The organism is Pseudomonas sp. JL2 (genome assembly GCF_031570495.1).
In the GTDB taxonomy this organism is placed as follows: domain Bacteria; phylum Pseudomonadota; class Gammaproteobacteria; order Pseudomonadales; family Pseudomonadaceae; genus Aquipseudomonas; species Aquipseudomonas rhizophila.
In genome coordinates this window covers 20,735-44,984 of the sequence record NZ_JAKUDH010000009.1, presented here as the reverse complement: position 1 = coordinate 44,984, position 24,250 = coordinate 20,735, and the positions used below count along the sequence as shown (strand labels likewise).

Annotated in this window: 21 protein-coding genes; 12 read left to right on the top strand and 9 right to left on the bottom strand. The window is 60.7% G+C overall.

Going from position 1 to position 24,250, the window contains the following annotated elements; genetic code table 11:
* Positions 1-137: 137 nt before the first annotated feature.
* From cysG to MKS85_RS13725, 6 genes are all read right to left on the bottom strand, one after another.
* Positions 138-1,532 carry a siroheme synthase CysG gene (gene cysG, locus MKS85_RS13750; protein ID WP_047227713.1) on the bottom strand — a complete coding sequence of 465 codons (1,395 nt, stop codon included), beginning with the start codon at positions 1,530-1,532 and terminating at the stop codon, positions 138-140.
* A complete protein-coding gene (serS, locus tag MKS85_RS13745; protein ID WP_047227714.1) occupies positions 1,533-2,813 on the bottom strand; it encodes a serine--tRNA ligase in 1,281 nt (426 codons plus the stop codon).
* Between the two features lie 15 nt (positions 2,814-2,828).
* A complete protein-coding gene (gene crcB / locus MKS85_RS13740) occupies positions 2,829-3,203 on the bottom strand; it encodes a fluoride efflux transporter CrcB (protein WP_047227715.1) in 375 nt (124 codons plus the stop codon).
* Positions 3,200-4,525 carry a replication-associated recombination protein A gene (locus MKS85_RS13735; protein ID WP_107322301.1) on the bottom strand — a complete coding sequence of 442 codons (1,326 nt, stop codon included), beginning with the start codon at positions 4,523-4,525 and terminating at the stop codon, positions 3,200-3,202. The genes crcB and MKS85_RS13735 overlap by 4 nt, the downstream gene beginning before the upstream one ends.
* 200 nt (positions 4,526-4,725) lie before the next feature.
* Positions 4,726-5,349 carry an outer membrane lipoprotein chaperone LolA gene (gene lolA / locus MKS85_RS13730; RefSeq protein ID WP_047227717.1) on the bottom strand — a complete coding sequence of 208 codons (624 nt, stop codon included), beginning with the start codon at positions 5,347-5,349 and terminating at the stop codon, positions 4,726-4,728.
* Positions 5,350-5,407: 58 nt separating this feature from the next.
* Positions 5,408-7,813: a DNA translocase FtsK gene (locus MKS85_RS13725; RefSeq protein WP_076385477.1), complete on the bottom strand. Its 2,406-nt coding sequence runs from the start codon at positions 7,811-7,813 to the stop codon at positions 5,408-5,410.
* Between the two features lie 318 nt (positions 7,814-8,131).
* On the opposite strand from MKS85_RS13725, the gene trxB reads away from it, so the two are divergent.
* From trxB to infA, 4 genes are all read left to right on the top strand, one after another.
* Entirely contained in the window at positions 8,132-9,091 is a 960-nt protein-coding gene (trxB, locus tag MKS85_RS13720; protein ID WP_107322300.1) for a thioredoxin-disulfide reductase, read from the top strand.
* A 70-nt stretch (positions 9,092-9,161) separates the two neighbouring features.
* The gene (aat, locus tag MKS85_RS13715; protein WP_047227754.1) at positions 9,162-9,842 is read left to right on the top strand and encodes a leucyl/phenylalanyl-tRNA--protein transferase; all 681 of its coding nucleotides are present in this window, start codon (positions 9,162-9,164) and stop codon (positions 9,840-9,842) included.
* 57 nt (positions 9,843-9,899) lie between these two features.
* A complete protein-coding gene (locus MKS85_RS13710) occupies positions 9,900-10,607 on the top strand; it encodes an arginyltransferase (protein ID WP_047227720.1) in 708 nt (235 codons plus the stop codon).
* 100 nt (positions 10,608-10,707) lie between these two features.
* Positions 10,708-10,926, top strand: coding sequence for a translation initiation factor IF-1 (gene infA, locus MKS85_RS13705; RefSeq protein ID WP_002553999.1), 219 nt, complete (start codon positions 10,708-10,710; stop codon positions 10,924-10,926).
* A 277-nt stretch (positions 10,927-11,203) separates the two neighbouring features.
* On the opposite strand, the gene clpA is transcribed toward infA, so the two are convergent.
* Together clpA and clpS are read right to left on the bottom strand one after the other, a co-directional pair.
* Positions 11,204-13,474, bottom strand: a complete 2,271-nt coding sequence (gene clpA, locus MKS85_RS13700; protein WP_047227721.1) for an ATP-dependent Clp protease ATP-binding subunit ClpA — start codon at positions 13,472-13,474, stop codon at positions 11,204-11,206.
* A 29-nt stretch (positions 13,475-13,503) separates the two neighbouring features.
* Positions 13,504-13,866, bottom strand: coding sequence for an ATP-dependent Clp protease adapter ClpS (gene clpS, locus MKS85_RS13695; RefSeq protein WP_015094394.1), 363 nt, complete (start codon positions 13,864-13,866; stop codon positions 13,504-13,506).
* A gap of 227 nt (positions 13,867-14,093) precedes the next feature.
* Between clpS and cspD the strand changes: the two genes are divergently transcribed.
* Complete coding sequence (cspD, locus tag MKS85_RS13690) at positions 14,094-14,366, top strand: cold shock domain-containing protein CspD (RefSeq protein WP_047227722.1); 273 nt, start codon at positions 14,094-14,096, stop codon at positions 14,364-14,366.
* 81 nt (positions 14,367-14,447) lie between these two features.
* Here the strand turns inward: cspD and icd are convergent, their stop codons facing one another.
* Positions 14,448-15,704 (bottom strand): NADP-dependent isocitrate dehydrogenase, encoded by a 1,257-nt coding sequence (icd, locus tag MKS85_RS13685; protein ID WP_047227723.1) that lies wholly within the window; start codon positions 15,702-15,704, stop codon positions 14,448-14,450.
* 481 nt (positions 15,705-16,185) lie between these two features.
* On the opposite strand from icd, the gene MKS85_RS13680 reads away from it, so the two are divergent.
* The 7 genes from MKS85_RS13680 (at position 16,186) to MKS85_RS13650 (ending at position 24,156) form a co-directional block, all read left to right on the top strand.
* On the top strand, positions 16,186-18,411 hold the full coding sequence (locus MKS85_RS13680) for an NADP-dependent isocitrate dehydrogenase (RefSeq protein ID WP_047227724.1): 2,226 nt from the start codon (positions 16,186-16,188) through the stop codon (positions 18,409-18,411).
* Positions 18,412-18,608: 197 nt separating this feature from the next.
* Positions 18,609-19,055 carry an NUDIX hydrolase gene (locus MKS85_RS13675; RefSeq protein WP_047227725.1) on the top strand — a complete coding sequence of 149 codons (447 nt, stop codon included), beginning with the start codon at positions 18,609-18,611 and terminating at the stop codon, positions 19,053-19,055.
* Positions 19,056-19,114: 59 nt separating this feature from the next.
* Entirely contained in the window at positions 19,115-20,239 is a 1,125-nt protein-coding gene (mnmA, locus tag MKS85_RS13670) for a tRNA 2-thiouridine(34) synthase MnmA (RefSeq protein WP_310662956.1), read from the top strand.
* Positions 20,236-20,859: a high frequency lysogenization protein HflD gene (gene hflD, locus MKS85_RS13665; protein WP_047227727.1), complete on the top strand. Its 624-nt coding sequence runs from the start codon at positions 20,236-20,238 to the stop codon at positions 20,857-20,859. The genes mnmA and hflD overlap by 4 nt, the downstream gene beginning before the upstream one ends.
* Positions 20,860-21,117: 258 nt before the next feature.
* Positions 21,118-22,488, top strand: a complete 1,371-nt coding sequence (gene purB, locus MKS85_RS13660) for an adenylosuccinate lyase (RefSeq protein WP_310662955.1) — start codon at positions 21,118-21,120, stop codon at positions 22,486-22,488.
* An 83-nt stretch (positions 22,489-22,571) separates the two neighbouring features.
* Positions 22,572-23,738, top strand: coding sequence for a cupin domain-containing protein (locus tag MKS85_RS13655; RefSeq protein WP_310662954.1), 1,167 nt, complete (start codon positions 22,572-22,574; stop codon positions 23,736-23,738).
* Positions 23,731-24,156, top strand: coding sequence for a GNAT family N-acetyltransferase (locus MKS85_RS13650; protein WP_188251538.1), 426 nt, complete (start codon positions 23,731-23,733; stop codon positions 24,154-24,156). The genes MKS85_RS13655 and MKS85_RS13650 overlap by 8 nt, the downstream gene beginning before the upstream one ends.
* Positions 24,157-24,250 lie beyond the last annotated feature (94 nt).

Here is a 24,250-nt window from a genome sequence, read left to right as displayed (position 1 = left end):
CAGGATCTTTGTTGATTCTGAAGGCCAATCGCGAGCAGGCTCGCTCCCATATGTGATCGTTGTTCAACCATGAATCTGCGGTTGTACACGATCACGGTGGGAGCGAGCCTGCTCGCGATTGGAGCGACACGGTCTGTCTAGACCTGCCCCTGAGCCCCTTCAAACCACGCCAGTTTCTCGCGCAGTTGCACCACTTCCCCAACGATCACCAGGGTCGGTGCATGAACCTCATGCTCGGCCACCATTTTCGGCAAATCTGCCAGGGTGCCGGTGAACACCCTCTGGTTGGAGGTGGTGCCTTGCTGGATCAGCGCCGCCGGTGTGTCCGCCGCGCGACCGTGCTTGATCAACTCGTCGCAGATGATCGGCAGCCCCACCAACCCCATGTAGAACACCAACGTCTGCGCCGGCGACACCAAGTCCGCCCACGGCAAGTCACTGGTGCCGTCCTTCAGATGACCGGTGATGAATCGCACCGACTGGGCATAATCGCGATGGGTCAGCGGGATCCCGGCGTAGGCCGCGCAGCCGCTGGCGGCGGTGATGCCCGGAACCACCTGGAACGGGATGCCATGGGCCGCCAATTCTTCGATTTCTTCACCGCCACGACCGAAGATGAACGGATCACCGCCCTTCAATCGCACCACCCGCTTGCCTTGCCGGGCCAGATCGACCAACTGCTGGTTGATCTGCTCCTGGGGCACCGCGTGCTCTGAGCGACGCTTGCCGACGTAGATCCGCTCGGCGTCACGCCGGCACAGCTCAAGGATCGCCGGAGCCACCAGACGGTCGTAAAGCACCACGTCCGCCTGCTGCATCAGGCGCAAGGCGCGGAAGGTCAGCAGGTCCGGATCACCAGGGCCTGCGCCCACCAGATAGACTTCACCCGGTGCATTCGGCGCCTGGCCTGCAATCTTTTCACGCAACAGGCGCTCGGCCTCGGCGCCCTGCCCGGCCAACTGCCGGTCAGCGATCGGCCCCTGGAACACCTCTTCCCAGAACGCCCGGCGTTGCTGCACATCCGGGAACAGCCCTTTGACCTGGCTGCGAAAACGCGCCGCCAGCCCGGCCAGTTGCCCGTAGGTCGAAGGAATCCAGGTTTCCAGCTTGGCCCGGATCAACCGCGCCAGCACCGGCGCATCGCCGCCGCTGGACACCGCGATCACCAGCGGCGAGCGGTCGACAATCGCCGGGAAGATCACGCTGCACAGGGCCGGTGCGTCCACCACGTTGACCGGCACGCAACGCTTGTGGGCGTCGGCCGACACCTGGGCGTTGAGCGATTCGTCGTCGGTGGCGGCGATGATCAGGCCACAGCCGTCCAGGTCCGCTTCCACGTAGCCACGCAGGATGCATTCACCGCCGCTGCCACTGACCAGTTCCCGCAACTGCGGTTCGATATCGGGTGCGACCACCCGCAACAACGCGCCGGCATCGGCCAACAGGCGAGACTTGCGCAAGGCAATCTCGCCGCCGCCGACCACCAGCACGCGACTGCCGCGCAGGTTGTGGAACAGTGGCAAATAGTCCATTTAGCCGATGACCTCGATGCCGCCCATGTAGGGCTTCAACACCTCGGGCACACGGATCGAACCGTCGGCCTGCTGGTAGTTTTCCAGGACCGCCACCAGGGTGCGGCCCACGGCCAGGCCGGAGCCATTGAGAGTGTGGACCAGCTCCGGCTTGCCGGTTTCCGGGTTGCGGAAACGCGCCTGCATGCGGCGGGCCTGGAAGTCGCCACAGTTGGAGCACGAAGAAATCTCGCGGTACTTGTCCTGGCTCGGGATCCAGACTTCCAGGTCGTAAGTCTTCACCGCACTGAAGCCCATGTCGCCAGTGCACAGCGCCAGGGTCCGATACGGCAGCTCCAGCAGTTGCAAGACTTTCTCGGCGTTGGCGGTCAGGCTTTCCAGCGCTTGCATGGACACCGAGGGCTCGACGATCTGCACCATCTCGACCTTGTCGAACTGATGCTGACGGATCATGCCCCGGGTATCACGGCCCGACGCCCCGGCTTCACTGCGGAAACACGGTGTGTGGGCGACGAACTTGATGGGCAGTTGCTTGGCGTCGACGATCTCGCCCGCGACGATGTTGGTCAGCGACACTTCGGCGGTAGGGATCAGGTACAGGTCGGCCTCGCCTTCGCGGCTGATCTTGAACAGGTCTTCCTCGAACTTCGGCAACTGGCCAGTGCCCTGCAAGGCTGGCGCCTGAACCAGGTAAGGCGTGTAGGCTTCTTCGTAGCCGTGCTCGGTGACGTGCAGGTTGATCATGAACTGCGCCAGGGCGCGATGCAGACGGGCAATCGGCCCGCGCAACAAGGCAAAACGGGCGCCCGACAGCTTGGCGGCGGTTTCGAAATCGAGCCAGCCGAACTTCTCGCCCAGGGCGACGTGGTCCTGCACCGGGAAATCGAAGACTTTGGGCGTGCCCCAACGGCGCACTTCGACGTTGCCGTCTTCATCTTCACCGACCGGGACCGATTCATGCGGCAGGTTGGGGATACCCAGCAGGATCGAATCCAGTTCGGTCTGGATCGCGTCCAGCTCGACCTTGCCGGCACTCAACTCACCCGCCATGCGCTCGACATCGGCCATCAGCGGTGCGATGTCTTCGCCGCGCTGCTTGGCCTGACCGATGGATTTGGAGCGCGCGTTACGTTCAGCCTGCAGGGCTTCGGTGCGGGTCTGGACGGTCTTGCGCTGTTCTTCCAGCGCTTCGATGCGCGCGACGTCCAGGGCGAAGCCACGGGATGCCAGGCGGTCCGCTACGTCCTGAAGGTTGCTACGTAACAGTTTGGAATCGAGCATGTCGGTCTCTCGTTATCAAAGTTTGGTCAGGGACAGGCCGGCCCAGGTGGCGAGCAGCCCGCCGAATACGCTGATGGCCGCGTAGCCCAGGGCCAGCGGCACCTGCCCGCTTTCCAGCAGGCGCACCGTATCCAGTGAAAAGGATGAAAAAGTCGTCAGGCCGCCAAGAAAGCCGACCAACAGCCCCGCGCGCACCTCGATGGGCACCTCGGGGCGAATCAAAAACAGACCGTATAGAACGCCGATCAGCAGACAGCCCACGATATTAACGGCCAGCGTGGCGGTATAGAAGTGCCGCGGCCAATTTGCGTTGACCCAATTGCCAGTCGCAAAGCGCAACAACGTGCCGGCAACGCCACCAGCAGAGACTGCGAGGATCAAGGGGATCAAGGTTTTCTCCGCTGTCGTGGACTCAGACGGTCCAGTTGTGCCAAATGATTGAGTTTCTCGCCAATCTTCAGTTCAAGGCCACGGGGCACCGGCTGATAGAACGGCTGGGGTTCGAGTTCTTCGGGAAAATAGTCTTCACCGGCGGCATAGGCGTCCGGTTCGTCGTGAGCGTAACGGTATTCATCGCCATAGCCCAATTGCTTCATCAGTTTGGTCGGCGCGTTGCGCAGGTGCAGCGGCACTTCCAGGGAGCCATGCTCGGTGGCGCTGCGCATCGCGGCCTTGAAGCCCATGTACACCGCATTGCTCTTTGGCGCGCAAGCCAGGTAGGTGATGGCCTGGGCCACGGCGAGTTCGCCTTCCGGGCTGCCGAGGCGCTCCTGCACATCCCAGGCGGCCAGGCACAGGCTCAGGGCGCGGGGATCGGCATTGCCGATGTCTTCGCTGGCCATGCGTACCACTCGACGCGCCAGGTACAGCGGATCGCAGCCGCCGTCGATCATGCGCGCAAACCAGTACAAGGCCGCGTCGGGGTTGGAGCCACGGATGGATTTGTGCAGCGCCGAAATCTGGTCGTAGAACGCCTCACCGCCCTTGTCGAAGCGTCTACGGGTATCGCCCAACAGGCTTTGCAGCAGTTCGACGCCAATCTCGCTGTTGTCTTCGGCCAGGTCCGAGGCGTTTTCCAGCAGGTTGAGCAAGCGCCGGCCATCGCCATCGGCGGCCGAAAACAGGATCTGGAAGCCTTCGTCGCTGAGGCTCAACTGGCGTTTGCCCAGGCCGCGTTCCTCGGTCAGCGCCCGGTGCACCAACTTGCGCATCGCCGCCTCGTCGAGGCTCTTGAGCACATAGACCCGCGCCCGGGACAGCAAGGCGTTATTGAGTTCGAACGAAGGGTTTTCGGTGGTCGCGCCAATGAAGATCAGCGTCCCGTCTTCGACGTAGGGCAGGAACGCGTCCTGCTGCGACTTGTTGAAACGGTGCACTTCATCGACAAACAGGATGGTGCGCTTGCCGTATTGCCCGGCCTGCTGCTTGGCGACTTCCACCGCCTGGCGGATTTCCTTGACCCCGGCCAGCACCGCCGAAACCGTTTCGAAATGGGCATCCGAGACTTCGGCCAGCAACCGCGCCAGGGTGGTCTTGCCCACGCCCGGCGGGCCCCAGAAAATCATCGAGTGCAACACACCCTGCTCCAAGGCCTCGCGCAGAGGCTTGCCGCGGGCGAGCACATGTTCCTGGCCGACGTACTCATCCAGGTTGGTCGCGCGCAGGCGGGCGGCCAATGGCTGGGCAATCGGGGCGCTTCGAAACAGGTCCATCACTACTTATGCAACCTCCGCTGGGTCCTGGTGCCGATCCTCTCTACCGGAGCAGATCTGTGGGAGCATCTGTGGGAGCAAGGCTTGCCCGCGATACAGACACCTCGGTGCGTCTGGTAGACCGAGGCGATGCAATCGCGGGCAAGCCTTGCTCCCACAAGCCTTGCTCCCACAGGCCATTTCCGACAGGGGCTTTATGTTTACTCCTGGATCACGTCCGCACCCTTGGGGATGTCGAACTTGAACTTGGACGCAGCGATCGGCTCGTTGGCCTTGACCCCGGTGAACAGGATATTGGTGCGCTGACCGACACTGTCGATCAGTTGCATGTCGTTGACCAGACCGTTGCGAAAGGACAGGCGCAGGCTGTCGAACAGGCTGTCCCGGGTCTTGGGCTTGAGGGTGAAGTCAATCACGCCACCGGCCTCTTTGGAGCTTATGTCGAAACTCTGGCTGATCTTGGAAACATCGCCGGAGAGCAGCAACGCCGGCGTCTGGGTCAGGCGCTGATCCAGGGTCTTGATGGTGACCTGTTCCAGGTCCGGGTCCCACAGCGAGACTTTCTTGCCATCGGAAACCATCAGTTGTTCAGCCGGTGCATCGGTGTGCCAATAGAACAGGCCCGGACGCTGCAAGGCCATCTCACCGGCGGTTTCCTGCAACTGGGTACCACTGCCGTCGAGGGTCAGTTGGGAGAAGCGAGCGGTCAGGGTCTGGGAACGTTCCAGCAACTGGGTCAGGCGGGCCACGTCCTTTTCATCGGCATGGGCCGACAAGGTGGTCAGGGCCAGTACGGGCAACAGCAACATGCGAATCAGGCGCATGGGAGTCCTCTTGAAGTCGTGGGAGGTCGAGCGGCGTGTCGCCAGGCCGCTCAGGTCATTAATCGCGCATCGGGCCCGGCGCCAGTACTTCGCGCGAGCCGTTGGTGTTCATCGCCGTCACGACCCCGGCCATTTCCATGGCCTCGATCATGCGTGCGGCACGGTTGTAGCCGATCTTGAGCTTGCGCTGAACGGCGGAAATCGAGGCCCGGCGGCTTTCCAGGACAAACTGCACCGCTTCGTCATAGAGCGCATCGGTTTCGGCATCGTCATCGCCACCACCGCTGCTGCCCTCAAAGCCGCTGCCGGCCTCCTCGACACCATTGAGGATGTCGTCGTTGTATTCAGGGGCGCCACGCAGTTTCCAGGCTTCAACGACCCGGTGCACTTCATCGTCGGACACGAACGCACCGTGCACACGAATCGGCAGGCTGGTGCCCGGCGGCATGTAGAGCATGTCACCGTGGCCCAGCAACTGCTCGGCGCCACCCTGGTCGATGATGGTCCGCGAGTCGATCTTGCTCGACACCTGGAACGCCATGCGGGTCGGAATGTTGGCCTTGATCAGGCCGGTGATCACGTCCACCGACGGCCGCTGCGTCGCGAGAATCAGGTGGATACCAGCGGCACGGGCCTTCTGGGCGATCCGGGCGATCAGTTCTTCGACCTTTTTGCCGACGATCATCATCATGTCGGCGAATTCGTCCACCACCACCACGATGGTCGGCAGCTTGTGCAGCAGCGGCGCTTCGTCGTGGATGTTCTCGCGGTGGTACAGCGGGTCGCTCAACGGCGTACCGGCCTCTTCGGCCTCCTTGACCTTGGCATTGAAGCCCGACAGGTTACGCACGCCCATCTTTGCCATCAGCTTGTAGCGGCGCTCCATCTCGGCAACGCTCCAGCGCAGGGCGTTGGCGGCGTCCTTCATGTCGGTCACCACCGGGCACAGCAGGTGCGGAATGCCTTCATAGATCGACAGCTCGAGCATTTTCGGGTCGATCATGATCAGCTTGGCGTCTTCCGGGCCGGACTTGAACAGGATCGACAGGATCATCGCGTTCACACCCACCGACTTACCGGAACCGGTGGTACCGGCCACCAGCAGGTGCGGCATTTTCGCCAGGTCAGTGATGACAGGCTTGCCGCCGATGTCATGGCCCAGGGCCAGGGTGACCGGCGACTTGTGGTTGTCGTATTCAGGGGTGGAGAGCACTTCGGAGAAGCGCACGATCTGCCGGTCTTCGTTGGGAATCTCGATGCCCACGGTGGTCTTGCCGGGAATCACTTCCACTACCCGCACGCTGGTCACGGCCAGAGAACGTGCCAGGTCCTTGGCCAGGTTGGCGATACGGCTGACCTTCACGCCGGCGGCCGGCTGGATTTCGTAACGGGTAATCACCGGGCCCGGGTGGATCGAATCCACCGAAACCTCGACGCCGAACTCCTTGAGCTTGATTTCCAGCAGGTGACCGACGGCCGCCAGGGATTCGGGGGAATAGTTGAGCTGTTTCTTTTCGGCCGGATCCAGGATCGAGATCGGCGGCAAGGTGCCTTCCACTGCACTGTCGACGAACAGCGGCGCCTGTTTCTCTTTCTGCACGCGCTTGCTCTGCTCCGGCGCCTTGGCCGGAGCCATGGTGATGACCGGCGGCACCTGTTTCTCGCGCTCGGACATGTGCTTGCTCAGGGCCTGTTCACGTTCGATCAGGCGTTCCTTGACCTTGGCCTGCTCGCGCTTGTCCGTGACGGTCGGGGCCACCACGTCGTGGACGCGGTCATCCACCTCGCGCAGTTGCGCCACCAGTTGCTTGCGCTCGGTGCGCGCCGCCCACCAGCGATTCATCGCTCCCTGGATCAGCTCGATCAGGTCCAGGGTGATCTTGCCGGTGACATCCATCACCTTGAACCATGACAAATCGGTGAACACCGTCAGGCCGAACAGGAACAGGGCGATGAACAGCAGCGTACTGCCCTGGATGTTCAGGGCGTTTTTGGCCAGCTCGCCAAGACTTTCCCCCAGCGCACCGCCCGCTCCGGCCGGCAGGCCGGTGGGTGCGTGAAAATGGATATGGGCCAGCGCGGCGCCCGACAGCACCAGGAACACCAGGCCGATCAGGCGCCAGGAAAACAGCCAGCCACTCCACTGCCAGGGCTCGTGGCGTTGACGGAAAATCTGATAGGCCTTGATCGCCAGCAAAAGCGGAAAGATGTAGGCGAAATAGCCCAGCACCATGAACAGGATGTCAGCGCTGTAGGAACCGGCCGGACCGCCGAAATTCTGCACATCGTCGATCTTGCTGTTGTGGCTCCAGCCCGGATCGTCCTTGCCATAGGTCAGCAAGGCCATCATCAGGAACAGGCACAAGGCGCCGATGGCGATCAACGCACCTTCCTTGAGCCGGTAGTGCAATTGCTGGCGCCAGAGCGGAACGACTGTTTTAGGTGCTGCGGTGGATTTCTTCAAAACGCTTCTTTTCCTGCGCCAAAGGCGCGTCCATCTGTTGAATGACTATAAAAAACTGCTCATCACGAGCAGGCAAAAAAGTGAATGTGCACAACCGGTACTACTTTTACCACTGTGACGTGCATCCAGAAAACCGCAGGTGTTGCCGAAGATTTTGATCTTTTGCCTCTCCTGCGTTCAAAACTCAAGCATTGTACGGGTTTGTCAGCCCCAAGGCATTGCCCGCACGATGGGCTACAGCATAGCCAAAAACCAGCTGTGTTGGCGTCAATTGGAGCATGCATTCTCTTTCGTGACAAAGGCTTATGAGGTGTTTTTATGAGCGAAGTGAAGCATTCACGCCTGATCATTCTCGGTTCCGGCCCTGCGGGATACAGCGCCGCTGTCTATGCCGCCCGTGCCAACCTCAAACCCGTTGTCATTACTGGCCTGCAGGCCGGTGGCCAGCTCACTACCACCGTCGAAGTCGACAACTGGCCCGGCGATGTCACGGACTTGACCGGTCCGGTGCTGATGGAACGCATGCAACGCCACGCCGAGCGCTTCGACACGCAGATCGTCTACGACCATATCCACACCGCCAAGTTGCAACAGCGCCCTTTCGAACTCATCGGCGACAGCGGCACCTACACCTGCGACGCGCTGATCATCGCCACCGGCGCTTCAGCCCAATACCTGGGCCTGGCCTCAGAGCAGACCTTCGCCGGCAGGGGCGTTTCCGCCTGCGCAACCTGCGACGGATTCTTTTACCGCAATCAGGTAGTGGCGGTGGTCGGTGGTGGCAATACGGCGGTTGAGGAGGCTTTGTACCTGTCCAACATCGCCCGCGAGGTACACCTGATTCACCGCCGGGACAAACTGCGCGCAGAGAAAATACTGCAGGACAAGCTGTTCGAAAAAGCCCGCCACGGCAATGTGAAACTGCACTGGAAGCAGAATCTGGATGAAGTGCTGGGTGACGCCAGCGGCGTCACCGGCGCGCGTCTGCGCCAAAGTGAGACCGGCCAGACCAGCACCTTGTCCCTGGCCGGCGTGTTTATCGCTATCGGCCATCAACCCAACACCGAGCTGTTCCAGGGCCAACTGACAATGCGCGACGGCTACCTGATCGTCCGCGGCGGCAGCGAGGGCAATGCCACTGCAACCGATATCGAAGGCGTGTTCGCCGCCGGCGACGTGGCCGATCACGTGTATCGACAGGCCATTACATCGGCCGGCGCCGGTTGCATGGCCGCACTCGACGCCGAGAAGTATCTCGATGACATTCCGGTGGTTTGACGGTTAACCTTTAGGCGGCCTCTTGTCTGCGCACAAGACCCGCCCTCCCCTTCTGCAAGCCCGGATGACCATGCTGACTTGGCTACAACGCAACACGTTCGATTTTCCGCCACTGGCCAAAGCCCTGAGCGACCCCAATGGCTTGCTGGCCGCCGGTGGCGACCTGTCCGCCGATCGGCTGATCCGGGCCTATCGCCACGGCTGTTTCCCGTGGTTCTCCGAAGGCCAGCCGATCTTGTGGTGGTCACCGGATCCACGCACCGTATTGTTTCCCGACGAACTGCATGTATCGCGCAGCCTCGGCAAGCTCCTGCGCAAGCAACGCTATGCCGTGACGTTCGACAAGGACTTTGCCGCTGTCATCGAGGCCTGCGCCGCGCCCCGGGACTATGCTGACGGCACCTGGATCACCGAGGCCATGCAAACCGCCTATCTGGAGCTGCATCGACGCGGTTTCGCCCATTCAGTGGAGGTATGGGACCAGGGTATATTGGTGGGCGGCCTGTATGGCCTGGCCATGGGGCAGCTGTTTTTTGGCGAGTCCATGTTCAGTCGGGCCGATAACGCCTCGAAATTCGGCTTCGCCACCCTGGTCCAACATCTCAAAGCGGCCGGTTTCGTGCTGATCGACTGCCAAATGCCCACCGAACACCTGCACAGCCTCGGCGCCCGGTCGATCCCAAGGGCTGAGTTTGCCGGCTACCTCAAGGCGCATCTGGACCAGCCCAACCACGCAACCTGGGTTTGCTGAGCGACAATGGCGCTCCTGGCTTACACTTAATCCAAAGCTTACTCCCGAGGGTTGATCATGACCGAGTTGGCGCGCTTGAAGTTCTATGCCACTCAACCCCACTCTTGCAGTTACCTGCCCGAGGAGCAGGCCACGACGCTGTTCCTCGACCCTAGCCAGCCCATGGATGTGCATGTCTACGCAGATCTGTCGGAGATGGGCTTCCGTCGCAGCGGCGATCATCTCTACCGGCCCCATTGCCAACATTGCAATGCGTGCGTGCCGGCGCGCATTCCCGTGGCTCAGTTTGTACCCAATCGCCAGCAGAAGCGGATTTTCAAGCGCAACGCCGACCTACAGGTCCGGCCAGCCAAGCCGCAGTTCAGCGAGGAGTATTTCGATCTGTACCAGCGCTACATCGAGCAGCGCCACGCCGACGGCGACATGTACCCGCCCAGTCGTGATCAGTTTTCGACCTTTCTGGTCCGCGACCTGCCCTTTTCCCGCTTCTATGAGTTCCGCCTCGAAGGGCGACTGGTGGCCATCGCCGTCACAGACCTGCTGCCCAACGGGCTTTCGGCGGTGTACACCTTCTATGAGCCCGACGAAGAACGGCGCAGTCTGGGGCGTTTTGCCATCCTCTGGCAGATCAACGAAGCCCGGCGCCTCGGGCTGGAAGCGGTGTACTTGGGCTACTGGATCAAAAACTGCAAAAAAATGAATTACAAGACCCAATATCGCCCCATCGAATTGCTGATTAACCAGAGATGGGTCGTCCTCAGTTAGAACCCCTTGGCTTAAACCCCCTTTTTCGGGCACAATGCACGCCGCTTTTGCCTGGCGCAGTTGCACCGGGCCATTCACTGGATACCGAGGGCTTTACTGCATGTCGAAAGAAGACAGCTTCGAAATGGAAGGCACTGTCGTCGACACCCTGCCCAACACCATGTTTCGTGTGGAGTTGGAAAATGGGCACGTCGTAACCGCGCACATCTCCGGCAAGATGCGCAAGAACTACATTCGTATTCTTACCGGTGACAAAGTGCGCGTCGAGCTGACGCCCTATGACTTGAGCAAAGGGCGCATCACTTACCGCGCTCGCTAACAAGTCAATACAAAACGCCCGGCTGATGCCGGGCGTTTTTGTTTGTCCGCGCCAATAATCACCTCACAACCCTGTGGGAGCGAGCCTGCTCGCGATGAGGCCGGCGCATTCGACATTACAGCCAACTGACCCACCGCTTTCGCGAGCAGGCTCGCTCCCACAGGAAATTTGTGGCGGATACAAATCCTGCAGTTATCCAGACCCGGAGGGGCCAGGTGTTTCTGAAGTCAGCAAAAAGGCGCCTTTCGGCGCCTTTTGCTTTTCCTGCGTGTAACGATCAGGCCATTTCAGCCGTGGTTTCGAAGTCGAAGGTCAGCTCGCCGTCCTTGATGTCGATGTGGACCACACCGCCATGTTCGGCCAGTTCGCCAAAGAGGATCTCCTCCGCCAGTGGACGCTTGATCTTGTCCTGGATCAGGCGAGCCATCGGCCGTGCCCCCATCGTCACATCGTAACCACCGGCCGCCAGCCAACTGCGGGCCGCATCGGTGACTTCCAGCAGCACACGCTTGTCTTCGAGCTGCGCCTGAAGTTCGGTAAGGAACTTGTCCACCACACTCTTGATGACCTCATGGCTGAGGCGACCAAACTGGATAATGGTGTCCAGGCGGTTGCGGAATTCAGGCGTGAAGCTCTTCTTGATCACTTCCATCGCATCGGACGAATGGTCCTGATGGGTGAAACCGATCGAAGCGCGAGCCGCGGTTTCGGCGCCGGCGTTGGTGGTCATGATGATGATCACATTGCGGAAATCCGCCTTGCGCCCGTTGTTGTCGGTCAGCGTACCGTGATCCATGACCTGCAGGAGCAGGTTGAAGACTTCCGGATGCGCCTTCTCGATTTCATCGAGCAAGAGCACGCAATGCGGCTGCTTGGTGATGGCCTCGGTCAGCAGGCCGCCCTGGTCGAAACCGACATATCCCGGAGGCGCACCAATCAGACGCGATACGGTGTGACGCTCCATGTACTCGGACATGTCGAAGCGAACCAGCTCGATCCCCATCGCCTTGGCCAATTGCCGTGCGGCCTCGGTCTTGCCGACACCGGTGGGACCTGCGAACAGGAAAGAACCCACTGGTTTGTCCGGCGACTTGAGTCCGGCGCGAGACAACTTGATGGCGGTGGACAGCGAATCGATGGCTGCATCCTGACCGAACACGGTCAGCTTCAGGTCACGCTCCAGATTACGCAGCAGCTCCTTGTCGGAACTGGTGACGTGCTTGGGCGGAATCCGCGCGATTTTCGCCACGATGTCTTCGACCTGTGGCACTTCGATGCGCTTGACGCGCTTCTCCACTGGCTGAAGCCGCTGATAGGCACCCGCCTCGTCGATAACATCAATGGCCTTGTCCGGCATATGCCGGTCATTGATATAGCGCGAGGCCAGCTCAGCAGCGGCGCGCAGGGCTTCATCGCTGTATTCGATATTGTGGTGCAGTTCGAAACGCCCCTTCAGCCCACGCAGGATACCGATGGTGTCTTCCACCGAAGGCTCCGACACATCGACTTTCTGGAAACGCCGGGCCAGGGCACGGTCTTTTTCGAAGATCCCGCGAAATTCCTGGAACGTGGTCGAACCGATGCAACGGATATCACCCGAAGACAGCAGCGGCTTGAGCAGGTTCGAGGCATCCATGACCCCACCGGACGCGGCACCGGCACCAATGATGGTGTGGATTTCGTCGATGAACAGGATCGCCTGCGGACGCTTTTTCAGCTCGCCCAGCAATGCCTTGAAGCGCTTCTCGAAATCACCGCGGTACTTGGTGCCCGCCAGCAAGGCCCCCAGATCGAGGGAATACACCACACTGTTGGCGAGCAGGTCCGGCACCTGGTTATCAACGATGCGCTTGGCCAGGCCTTCGGCGATCGCAGTCTTGCCCACGCCCGCCTCGCCCACCAGCAGCGGATTGTTCTTGCGGCGTCGGGCCAGGATCTGCGCGACCCGCTCGACTTCCGCCTCGCGTCCGACCAGTGGATCGATACGCCCCTGGCGCGCCAGTTCATTCAGATTGCTGGCATAGGCGTCCAGCGGATTGCCCGAAGAAGAAGACTCACCGCCCTCGTCATCCTGCATATCCTGTTCACCTTCGGAGTGATCGCCGTGCCCAGGTACCTTGGAAATGCCATGGGCGATGTAATTGACGACATCGATGCGCGCAACACTCTGCTGCTTGAGCAGGAAAACCGCCTGGCTTTCCTGTTCGCTGAAGATGGCGACCAGCACGTTGGCGCCGGTCACTTCACGCTTACCCGAGCTCTGTACATGAAAGACAGCACGCTGCAGGACACGCTGGAAGCCCAGGGTTGGCTGGGTTTCGCGATCCTCGTCATGAACGGGGATCAATGGCGTGGTGGAGTCGATGAACTCCTGCAAATCATGCTTGAGTTTATCGAGGTTTGCGCCGCAGGCACGCAAAACGGTGGCGGCAGCCTCGTTATCCAATAGGGCCAGCAGCAGGTGCTCGACGGTCATGAATTCATGACGCTTCGAACGAGCCTCCTTGAAGGCAAGATTGAGGGTGACTTCGAGCTCGCGGTTTAACATAGCTTCACCTCATACCCAAGTGGTCGGCGTTAACCGTCCTTCTCGATTTCACAGAGTAGCGGATGCTGGCTTTCCCGGGCGTACTGGTTGACCTGCATGGCCTTCGTCTCGGCGATGTCGCGGGTAAACACTCCACATACTGCCCGTCCCTCTGTATGGACGGCCAGCATGACCTTGGTCGCCAGCTCGCGATTCAGGTTAAAAAACACCTCGAGCACTTCGACGACGAAATCCATCGGTGTGTAGTCATCGTTGAACAAAACCACCTTGTACATCGGTGGCGCCTGTAATGCAGGCTTTGCTTCCTGAACAGCAATGCCTGCGGAATCGTCGTCATGTAGATCCGGGCGATCCTGATTGAATGTTAGTCGAATCTGGCTGATTGCATGCATGGAAAGAAAGGTTCGTTTAGTTGGCAAATACAGTGATGGGGGCGCTTGTAGGCGATTTCAACCACGTTCGCCGGGTCACCTTGACTATCGGGAAAACGGTGTTACAACCAATAGAGCCCATCGTGGGTTAAAAAGGTCCGTGGAATCGATCCTGTTTTCCAAGATTAGCCTGCGGATGGATTGGATGATACTCCACTGACGGAGTGTGTTGCAGAGGGATATGGCCTATGTCGGTCGTCAAGATGAGTGGCAAAGTCAAATGGTTCAACAATGCCAAGGGCTACGGTTTCATTATCGCAAACGGCAGGGATGAAGACCTTTTCGCCCATTACTCGGCGATTCAGATGGATGGCTATAAAACCCTGAGAGCCGGACAACGCGTCACGTTCGAAGTCATCCAGGGGCCCAAGGGCCTGCACGCGGTCAATATTGCACCCGACACCGTCGAAGATACCTCTTGCGCTACCCCCGTCAATGCCATGACCACTGAAGCCCATTGATCGGCACAAGCCTCCCCTGACAACAACAATGCCCGACTCGATCACTCGAGCCGGGCATTTTTTTGCTGACTGCCGATCCGCTTACATGTGCGAGATCAGTGCATCACCGAAGGCCGAGGAAGACAACAGCGTAGCGCCGTCCATCAGGCGCTCGAAGTCATAGGTCACGGTCTTGGCGGAAATCGCGCCGTTGGTGCCCTTGATGATCAGGTCGGCCGCTTCGGTCCACCCCATGTGTCGCAGCATCATTTCCGCCGACAGGATCAGCGAACCCGGGTTGACCTGGTCCTTGCCGGCATACTTGGGTGCCGTGCCGTGGGTGGCTTCGAACATCGCCACGGTGTCGGACAGGTTGGCGCCCGGTGCAATACCAATGCCCCCCACTTCCGCCGCCAGGGCGTCGGAGAGGTAGTCGCCGTTGAGGTTCAGGGTCGCGATCACATCGTATTCGGCCGGGCGCAGCAGGATTTGCTGGAGCATGGCATCGGCGATAGCGTCCTTGACGATGACGTTCTTGCCGGTTCTCGGGTTCTTGAACTGCATCCAAGGCCCACCGTCGAGCAGGGTCGCGCCGAATTCCTCGGCCGCCACTTCGTAGGCCCACTCCTTGAAGGCACCTTCGGTGAACTTCATGATGTTGCCTTTATGCACGATGGTCAGCGAATCGCGATCGTTATCCACTACATATTGCAAGGCCTTGCGGGCCAGACGCTGAGTGCCCTGCTTGGAAACCGGCTTGACGCCGATGCCGCAATTCTCGTCGAAACGGATCTTGGTAACGCCCATTTCTTCTTTCAGGAACTTGATGACCTTGGTGGCTTCGGGCGAACCGGCTTTCCACTCGATACCGGCGTAGATGTCTTCGGAGTTCTCACGGAAGATCGTCATGTCCACGTCGCCAGGCTTCTTGACCGGGCTTGGCACGCCTTCGAACCAGCGCACCGGACGCAGGCATACATACAAATCGAGCTGCTGGCGCAGGGCGACGTTCAGCGAGCGAATACCACCACCGACCGGCGTGGTCAGCGGGCCCTTGATGGAAACCACGTAGTCTTTGACCGCGTCCAGGGTTTCCTGGGGCAGCCAGGTGTCCTGGTCGTAAACCTGAGTTGCTTTCTCACCGGCGTAGACTTCCATCCAGGAAATCTTGCGCTTGCCGCCATAGGCCTTCTGAACCGCAGCGTCCACCACCTTGATCATGACCGGGCTGATATCGACGCCAATGCCGTCGCCTTCAATGAAGGGGATGATCGGGTTGTCGGGAACATTAAGAGAATGGTCTGCATTGACGGTGATTTTGTCACCGACGGCTGGAACCTGAATCTTTTGATACCCCATGCTGAACTCCATTGCTTGGATTGAACATCTGGCTGCGTTCGAGCGTACCCCAGTTGTATCGGCGCGCAAACCCTACGTTAGGCTCATCCGGGGAAAAGCGTTGCAGTTCGCGGTGTACAACCCTGAAAAATAAGGGAAAAGCGCCAAACGTGAGCATAGTCTGCTCCTCTAGCACTGCGACGTTTAGACCAATGGACGAGTACGCAAGTATATGAACCATCGGCAGATCGCCAGCTACCTATGTATAATGCCGCCGCTGACCACAGGGTCACGACGGCTGATGGCTCTATCACAAGACTTTCGGCCCGTTGAAAGCCGGACCGTTACCGCGGCCCGACCGCTTGACGCTCGACTGATGCACCCAACATCACCGCGAAGAAACCTCGACATTCGACTCACGGATGACTTTGAACGAACGCGCTTACCCGGCGCCCCTCGAGTTTCTGCGCATGCTTTAGCAAAGAAGAGAGTTAATCCGAATATGCCCACCCGCTCGAAGATCATCTACACCTTCACCGACGAAGCTCCCGCCCTCGCCACCTATTCGCTGCTGCCGATCGTCGAAGCCTTTACCGCCTCGGCCGACATCGCCGTGGAAACCCGCGATATCTCCCTTGCAGGGCGCATCCTGGCCAGCTTCCCCGAGCAACTGGGTGACAAAGCCGTCGCCGACCACCTCGCCGAACTGGGCGACCTGGCCGTGACGCCTGAAGCTAACATCATCAAGCTGCCGAACATCAGCGCCTCGGTGCCGCAACTGCAGGCCGCGATCAAGGAATTGCAGGCCCAGGGCTATGCACTGCCGGACTACCCGGAAACCGTGACCAGCGACGCCGAGAAAGACGCACGCGCCCGCTACGACAAGGTCAAGGGCAGCGCCGTGAACCCGGTCCTGCGTGAAGGCAACTCCGACCGCCGCGCACCGCTGTCGGTCAAGAACTACGCGCGCAAGCACCCGCACAAAATGGGCGCCTGGGCAGCCGACTCCAAGTCTCATGTGGCCCACATGAGCACCGGTGATTTCTACGGCAGCGAAAAAGCCGCCCTGATCGACGCCGCCGGCAGCGTGAAAATCGAGCTGATCGCTCAGGACGGCACTGCCACTGTCCTGAAAGAAAAAACCACCGTACAAGCCGGTGAGATCCTCGACTGCGCCGTGATGAGCAAGAACGCCCTGCGCGACTTCATCGCCGCTGAAATCGAAGACGCCAAGCAAAAAGGCGTCCTGCTGTCGGTCCACCTCAAGGCCACCATGATGAAGGTCTCCGACCCGATCATGTTCGGTCAGATCGTCGCCGAGTTCTACAAAGACGCCCTGGCCAAGCACGCACAAGTGCTGGAGCAGATCGGCTTCAACCTGAACAACGGCATCGGCGACCTGTACGCCCGCATCAAGGCCTTGCCGGCCGAGCAGCAGGCGCAGATCGAAGCCGACATCCAGGCGGTCTACGCGGCGCGCCCATCCCTGGCGATGGTCAACTCCGATAAAGGCATCACCAACCTGCACGTACCGAGCGATGTCATCGTCGACGCCTCGATGCCGGCCATGATCCGTGACTCCGGCAAGATGTGGGGCACCGACGGCCAGTTGCACGACACCAAGGCCGTGATCCCGGATCGCTGCTACGCCACCATCTACCAGGCGGTGATCGAGGACTGCAAGCAACACGGTGCCTTCGATCCGACCACCATGGGCAGCGTGCCGAACGTCGGCCTGATGGCCAAGAAAGCCGAAGAATACGGTTCCCACGACAAGACCTTCCAGATCAAGGCCGACGGCGTGGTCCGTGTTTCGGACAATACCGGTCGCACCCTGCTGGAGCAGAACGTCGAGGCGGGCGATATCTTCCGCATGTGCCAGACCAAGGACGCGCCGATCCAGGATTGGGTCAAGCTGGCCGTCAACCGTGCCCGCGCCAGCAGCACCCCGGCGATTTTCTGGCTGGACCCGATGCGCGCCCATGACGGCGTGGTGATCGAGAAAGTCCAGGCTTACCTGAAGAACCACGACACTGCCGGCCTGGACATCCGCATCATGTCGCCGGTCGACGCGATGAAATTCACCCTGGCCCGCACCCGCGAAGGCAAGGACACCATCTCGGTGACCGGCAACGTACTGCGCGACTACCTGACCGACCTGTTCCCGATCATGGAACTGGGCACCAGCGCCAAGATGCTGTCGATCGTGCCGCTGATGAACGGCGGTGGCCTGTTCGAAACCGGCGCCGGCGGTTCGGCACCCAAGCACGTTCAGCAGTTGCTGGAAGAAAACTTCCTGCGCTGGGATTCCCTGGGCGAGTTCCTGGCCCTGGCCGCGTCCCTCGAACACCTGGGCGTGACCTACAACAACCCTAAAGCCCTGGTGCTGGCCAAGACCCTGGATCAGGCTACCGGTGAGTTCCTGGACCGCAACAAGTCGCCTTCGCGCAAGGTCGGCGGCATCGACAACCGCGGCAGCCACTTCTACCTGACCCTGTTCTGGGCCCAGGCATTGGCCGCGCAAAACGACGACGCAGCCCTCAAGGCCCAGTTCACTGCCCTGGCCAAGACACTGACCGACAACGAAGAAAAAATCGTTGCCGAGCTCAATGCCGTCCAAGGCAAACCGGTGGACATCGGCGGTTACTACTTCGCCAACCCGGAGCTGACCAGCAAGGCCATGCGCCCAAGCAACACCTTCAACGCGGCGATTGCTGCGCTGGTGTAAGGTTGTAAAGGAACACCACAAACCCCGGCCCTGGTGCCGGGGTTTGTGTTTCCAGACACAACGCATCCCCCCGTGGGAGCGAGCCTGCTCGCGATAGCGGTATAACATTCAACACTGACGCTGACTGACACACCGCTATCGCGAGCAGGCTCGCTCCCACATTTGACCGTGTTCAACCTTTGAATCGAGAACGCTTCATGGACTGGAACCCCCACATCACCGTCGCCACCATCGTCGAAGACAACGGCCGCTTCCTGATGGTGGAAGAATCCAAGGGCGGACGAGCGGTGCTCAACCAGCCTGCAGGCCACCTGGACCCGAACGAAACCCTGATCGAAGCCGCCGTGCGCGAAACCCTGGAAGAAACCGGCTGGGACGTCGAACCTACCAGCGTGGTGGGCATTTACCTGTACACCGCCCCCAGCAATGGCGTGACCTACCAACGGGTCTGTTTCGCCGCCAAGGCCTTGAACCACCGTCCGGACTATCCACTGGATGATGGCATCCTGGGCGCCAAGTGGCTGACCCGCAACGAGTTGCTCGAACAGCGTGAACACTGGCGCAGCGAGCTGATCATCCGTTGCATCGACGATTATCTGGCCGGTCATCGCCACAGTCTGACACTGATCCGTCCTTCTCTTTAGCCTTGCGCGTCCGGGCCTGATAGAATCGCGTCCTTTTTCAAGACACTCATTGAACTGCTATGCGTGATCCAGCCCCTTCTGACACCACCAACAAGCGCGTCATTGTCGGCATGTCCGGCGGCGTGGACTCTTCCGTTTCCGCCCTTCTGCTGATCGAGCAGGGTTATGAGGTGGAAGGCCTGTTCATGAAGAACTGGGAAGAAGACGACGGAACCGAATACTGCACCGCCATGGACGACCTGGCGGACGCCCAGGCCGTCTGCGACAGGATCGGCATCAAGCTGCACACCGCCAACTTCGCCGCCGAGTACTGGGACAACGTGTTCGAGCACTTCCTGGCCGAATACAAGGCCGGTCGTACGCCGAACCCGGACATCCTCTGCAACCGGGAAATCAAGTTCAAGGCGTTCCTCGACTACGCCATGATGCTCGGCGCTGACCTGATCGCTACCGGTCACTATGTGCGCCGCCGCGACATCGACGGCCGCACCGAACTGCTCAAGGGCCTGGACCCGAACAAGGACCAGAGCTACTTCCTGCACGCCGTCGGCGGCGTGCAGATCGCCAAGACCCTGTTCCCGGTGGGCGAGCTGGAAAAGCCGCAAGTGCGCGCGATCGCCGAAAAACACGCCCTGGCCACCGCCAAGAAGAAAGATTCCACCGGCATCTGCTTTATCGGCGAGCGGCGTTTCAGCGACTTCCTCAAGCAGTACCTGCCGGCCCAGCCAGGCGAAATCAAGACCACCGAAGGCGAAGTCATCGGCCGCCACCATGGCCTGATGTACCACACCATCGGCCAGCGCCAGGGCCTGGGCATCGGCGGGCTGAAGGACGCCGGTGAAGAGCCGTGGTACGTGCTGGTCAAGGACCTGGAGCACAACGAGCTGATCGTCGGCCAGGGCAACGACCATCCGTGGTTGTTCTCCCGCGCCCTGCTCGCCTCCGACATCTATTGGGTCAACCCGATCGACCTCAGCCAACCGCGCCGTCTGACGGCCAAGGTTCGCTACCGCCAGAGTGATCAGCCCTGCATGCTGGAAAAAACCGCCACGGGCTATCGCGCGACGTTCGATGACCCACAACGAGCAGTCACACCCGGCCAGTCCGTGGTGTTCTACGACGGGGAAATCTGCCTGGGCGGCGGCGTGATCGAAGTCGCAGAGCCCTGGAGCAGCAAGGCATGAGCCCGACCCAGGAGCAACTGACGGCATTGGGCGGGGTGTTTCTCGCCGCCGTGCTGGTGGATCGGATCGCCAAGACCGGCCAAGCCACCGAAGCGGGCCTGAGCTGCATGCTCGGCAGCCTGCTGATTCGTGATCCCAAGGACACACTTGAAGTCTATGGCGGCGATGACCTGAACCTGCGCGAGGGTTATCGCGCACTGATCGGCGCCCTGGAGCGCGACCCCAGCACTCTGCAACGCGAGCCGCTGCGCTACGCCCTGTCGATGCTGGGCCTGGAACGTCAATTGGCCAAGCGCGACGACCTGCTGGATACCATCGGCAATCGCCTGCCGCAGATTCAGTCCCAGGTTGAACACTTCGGTCCCGCCCACGAAAACGTCATCGCCGCTTGCGGTGCGCTGTACCAGGACACCCTGAGCACCTTGCGCCAGCGCATCCAGGTACACGGCGACATGCGCAATCTGCAACAACCGAGCAATGCCTCGAAGATCCGCGCCCTGTTACTGGCCGGAATTCGCTCGGCGCGGTTGTGGCGGCAGTTGGGTGGTCATCGCTGGCAGCTGGTGATCAGCCGACGCAAATTGCTGAAAGAGCTTTACCCGTTGATGCGCAACGAATAAGTCGCCTCAACCCGTTTTTTTTGTGGCGAGGGAGCTTGCTCCCGCTGGACTGCAACGCAGTCCTTTGAGTCCGGCTGATCCAGCGGACTGCCTGGACTCAGGGCCGCTTCGCGCCCCAGCGGGAGCAAGCTCCCTCGCCACAGGTGGTAAATAGTGTTCCGTTACGCGTAATACGCCGGTCAGTTGGCGACGGACCGGCGATTGTTTTCATGTATGATACGCGCCCCATTTCGTTGCCCGACTGTCCGAGAACACCCCATGCAGCTTTCTTCGCTCACTGCGGTTTCCCCTGTTGACGGCCGCTACGCCGGCAAAACCCAGGCCCTGCGCCCGATTTTCAGCGAGTACGGCCTGATCCGCGCTCGCGTCCTGGTTGAAGTGCGCTGGCTCCAGCGCCTTGCCGCTCACCCTGGCATTGCCGAAGTCCCGGCGTTTTCCGCGCAAGCCAACGCGGTGCTGAACGCCCTGGCTGAAAACTTTGTGCTGGAGCACGCCGAGCGCGTCAAAGAGATCGAGCGCACCACCAACCACGACGTCAAAGCCATTGAATACCTGCTCAAGGAGCAGGCGGCCAAGCTGCCGGAACTGGCCAACGTCAGCGAATTCATCCACTTTGCCTGCACCAGCGAGGACATCAACAACCTGTCCCACGCCCTGATGCTGCGCGAAGGCCGTGATGACGTGATGCTGCCGCTGATGCGCCAGACCGCCCAGGCCATCCGCGAGTTGGCAATCCGCTTCGCCGACGTACCGATGCTATCGCGCACCCATGGTCAACCGGCTTCGCCGACCACCCTGGGCAAGGAACTGGCGAACGTGGTGTACCGCCTGGAGCGCCAGATCGCCCAGGTCGCCGCCGTGCCACTGCTGGGCAAGATCAACGGCGCCGTGGGCAACTACAACGCGCACCTGTCGGCCTACCCGGACATCGACTGGGAAGCCAACGCCCGCGCCTTCATCGAAGACGAGCTGGGCCTGAGCTTCAACCCGTACACCACCCAGATCGAACCGCACGACTACATTGCCGAGCTGTTCGATGCGATCGCCCGTTTCAACACCATCCTGATCGACTTCGACCGTGACATCTGGAGCTACATCTCCCTGGGTTATTTCAAGCAGCGCACCATCGCTGGCGAAATCGGTTCCTCGACCATGCCGCACAAGGTCAACCCGATCGACTTCGAAAACTCCGAAGGCAACCTGGGCATCGCCAACGCGCTGTTCCAGCACCTGGCGAGCAAGCTGCCGATCTCCCGCTGGCAGCGCGACCTGACCGACTCCACAGTGCTGCGCAACCTGGGCGTGGGCTTTGCCCACAGCGTCATTGCCTATGAAGCCAGCCTCAAGGGCATCAGCAAGCTGGAACTCAACGAGCAGAAAATCGCCGCCGACCTGGACGCCTGCTGGGAAGTCCTGGCCGAGCCGATCCAGACCGTGATGCGTCGCTACAACATCGAAAACCCGTATGAAAAGCTCAAAGAACTGACCCGTGGCAAGGGCATCAGTCCTGAAGCGTTGCAGACTTTCATTGATGGCCTGGACATGCCTGCCGAGGCCCGCGCCGAGCTGAAAAAGCTCACGCCGGCCAACTACATCGGCAACGCAGCGGCACAAGCCAAGCGCATCTGATCCACCGTTTTGCCCTGAGACGCCCGGCCGCGCCGGGCGTTTTTATTCGCGTCTGAAAAGTATATTTTTTCAATAGGTTACACATGAATCCTGATATTCCTCTGCAACTCTTGGGCGGCATCACGGCACGGGAGTTCCTGCGCGACTACTGGCAGAAAAAACCACTGCTGATCCGCCAGGCGATTCCAGACTTCCAAAGCCCGATCGATGCCGACGAACTGGCCGGCCTGGCCCTGGAAGAAGAAATCGAATCGCGCTTGGTCATCGAGCACGGCGAACGTCCTTGGGAATTGCGTCGCGGCCCGTTTGCCGAAGACGAATTCAGCAAATTGCCGGAGCGCGAGTGGACCCTGCTGGTGCAAGCTGTCGATCAATTCGTACCCGAAGTCAGTGAACTGCTGGAAAACTTCCGTTTCCTGCCGAGCTGGCGCATCGACGATGTGATGATCAGCTTCGCCGCCCCGGGTGGCAGCGTCGGTCCGCATTTCGACAATTACGATGTGTTCCTGCTGCAGGGCCATGGCCAGCGCAACTGGAAAATCGGCCAGATGTGCGACTCCGAGAGCCCGCTGCTGCAACACGCCGACCTGCGCATCCTCGCCGACTTCGAGGCCACCGACGAGTGGACCCTGGAACCGGGCGACATGCTTTACCTGCCGCCACGCCTGGCGCACTGCGGCGTGGCCGTGGATGACTGCATGACCTACTCGGTAGGCTTCCGCGCGCCGAGCGCCGCCGAAGTGCTGACCCACTTCACCGACTTCCTCAGCCAGTTCCTGCCGGACGAAGAACGCTACACCGACGCCGATGCGCGCCCGGTGGCCGACCCGCACCAGATCCAGCACGACGCCCTCGATCGCCTCAAGGGCCTGCTGGCCGAGCACATGAGCGACGAGCGCCTGCTGCTGACCTGGTTCGGCCAGTTCATGACCGAGCCGCGCTACCCGGAGCTGGTGGTAGGTCCGGAACTGGAAGAAGACGACCTGCTGGCCGGCCTGGAACAGGGCGCAGTGATCATCCGCAACCCAAGCGCCCGCCTGGCCTGGTCGGAAGTCGATGATGACCTGCTGCTGTTTGCCAGCGGCCAGAGCCGTTATCTGCCGGGCAAGCTGCGCGACCTGCTGAAAATGATCTGCGCCGCCGATGCCTTGCACAGCGAAAACCTCGGCCCGTGGCTGGCCGACGAAGACGGTCGCGGCCTGATCTGCGAGCTGGTCAAGCAAGGCAGCCTGGGGTTCGCTGATGAATAAAATCCACGTTCGTGTCGCAGACTGGCAAAAGGATAACGCCGAGATCCGGCGCATTCGTGAGACTGTGTTCATTGCCGAGCAGTCCGTCCCGCCTGAACTGGAATGGGATGCCGATGACCAGAGCGCGGTGCATTTTCTGGCGTTTGAAGGCGACTTCCCCATCGGCACCGCGCGCCTGTTGACTGACGGCCATATCGGTCGCGTCTCGGTCCTCAAGGACTGGCGCGGCCTGAAGGTGGGTGACGCGCTGATGCACGCCGTGATCGCCGAAGCCGAGAAGCGCGGGCTCAAGCAGCAGATGCTCAGCGCCCAGGTGCATGCCACGCCGTTCTACGAGCGGCTGGGTTTTGCCGTGGTCAGCGAGGAGTTCCTGGAAGCCGGGATTCCTCATGTGGACATGGTTCGCCATTCGACCTGACCCCTGTGGCGAGGGAGCTTGCTCCCGCTGGGCTGCGCAGCAGCCCTGTATTTTGGGGTCGCTTCGCGACCCAGCGGGAGCAAGCTCCCTCGCC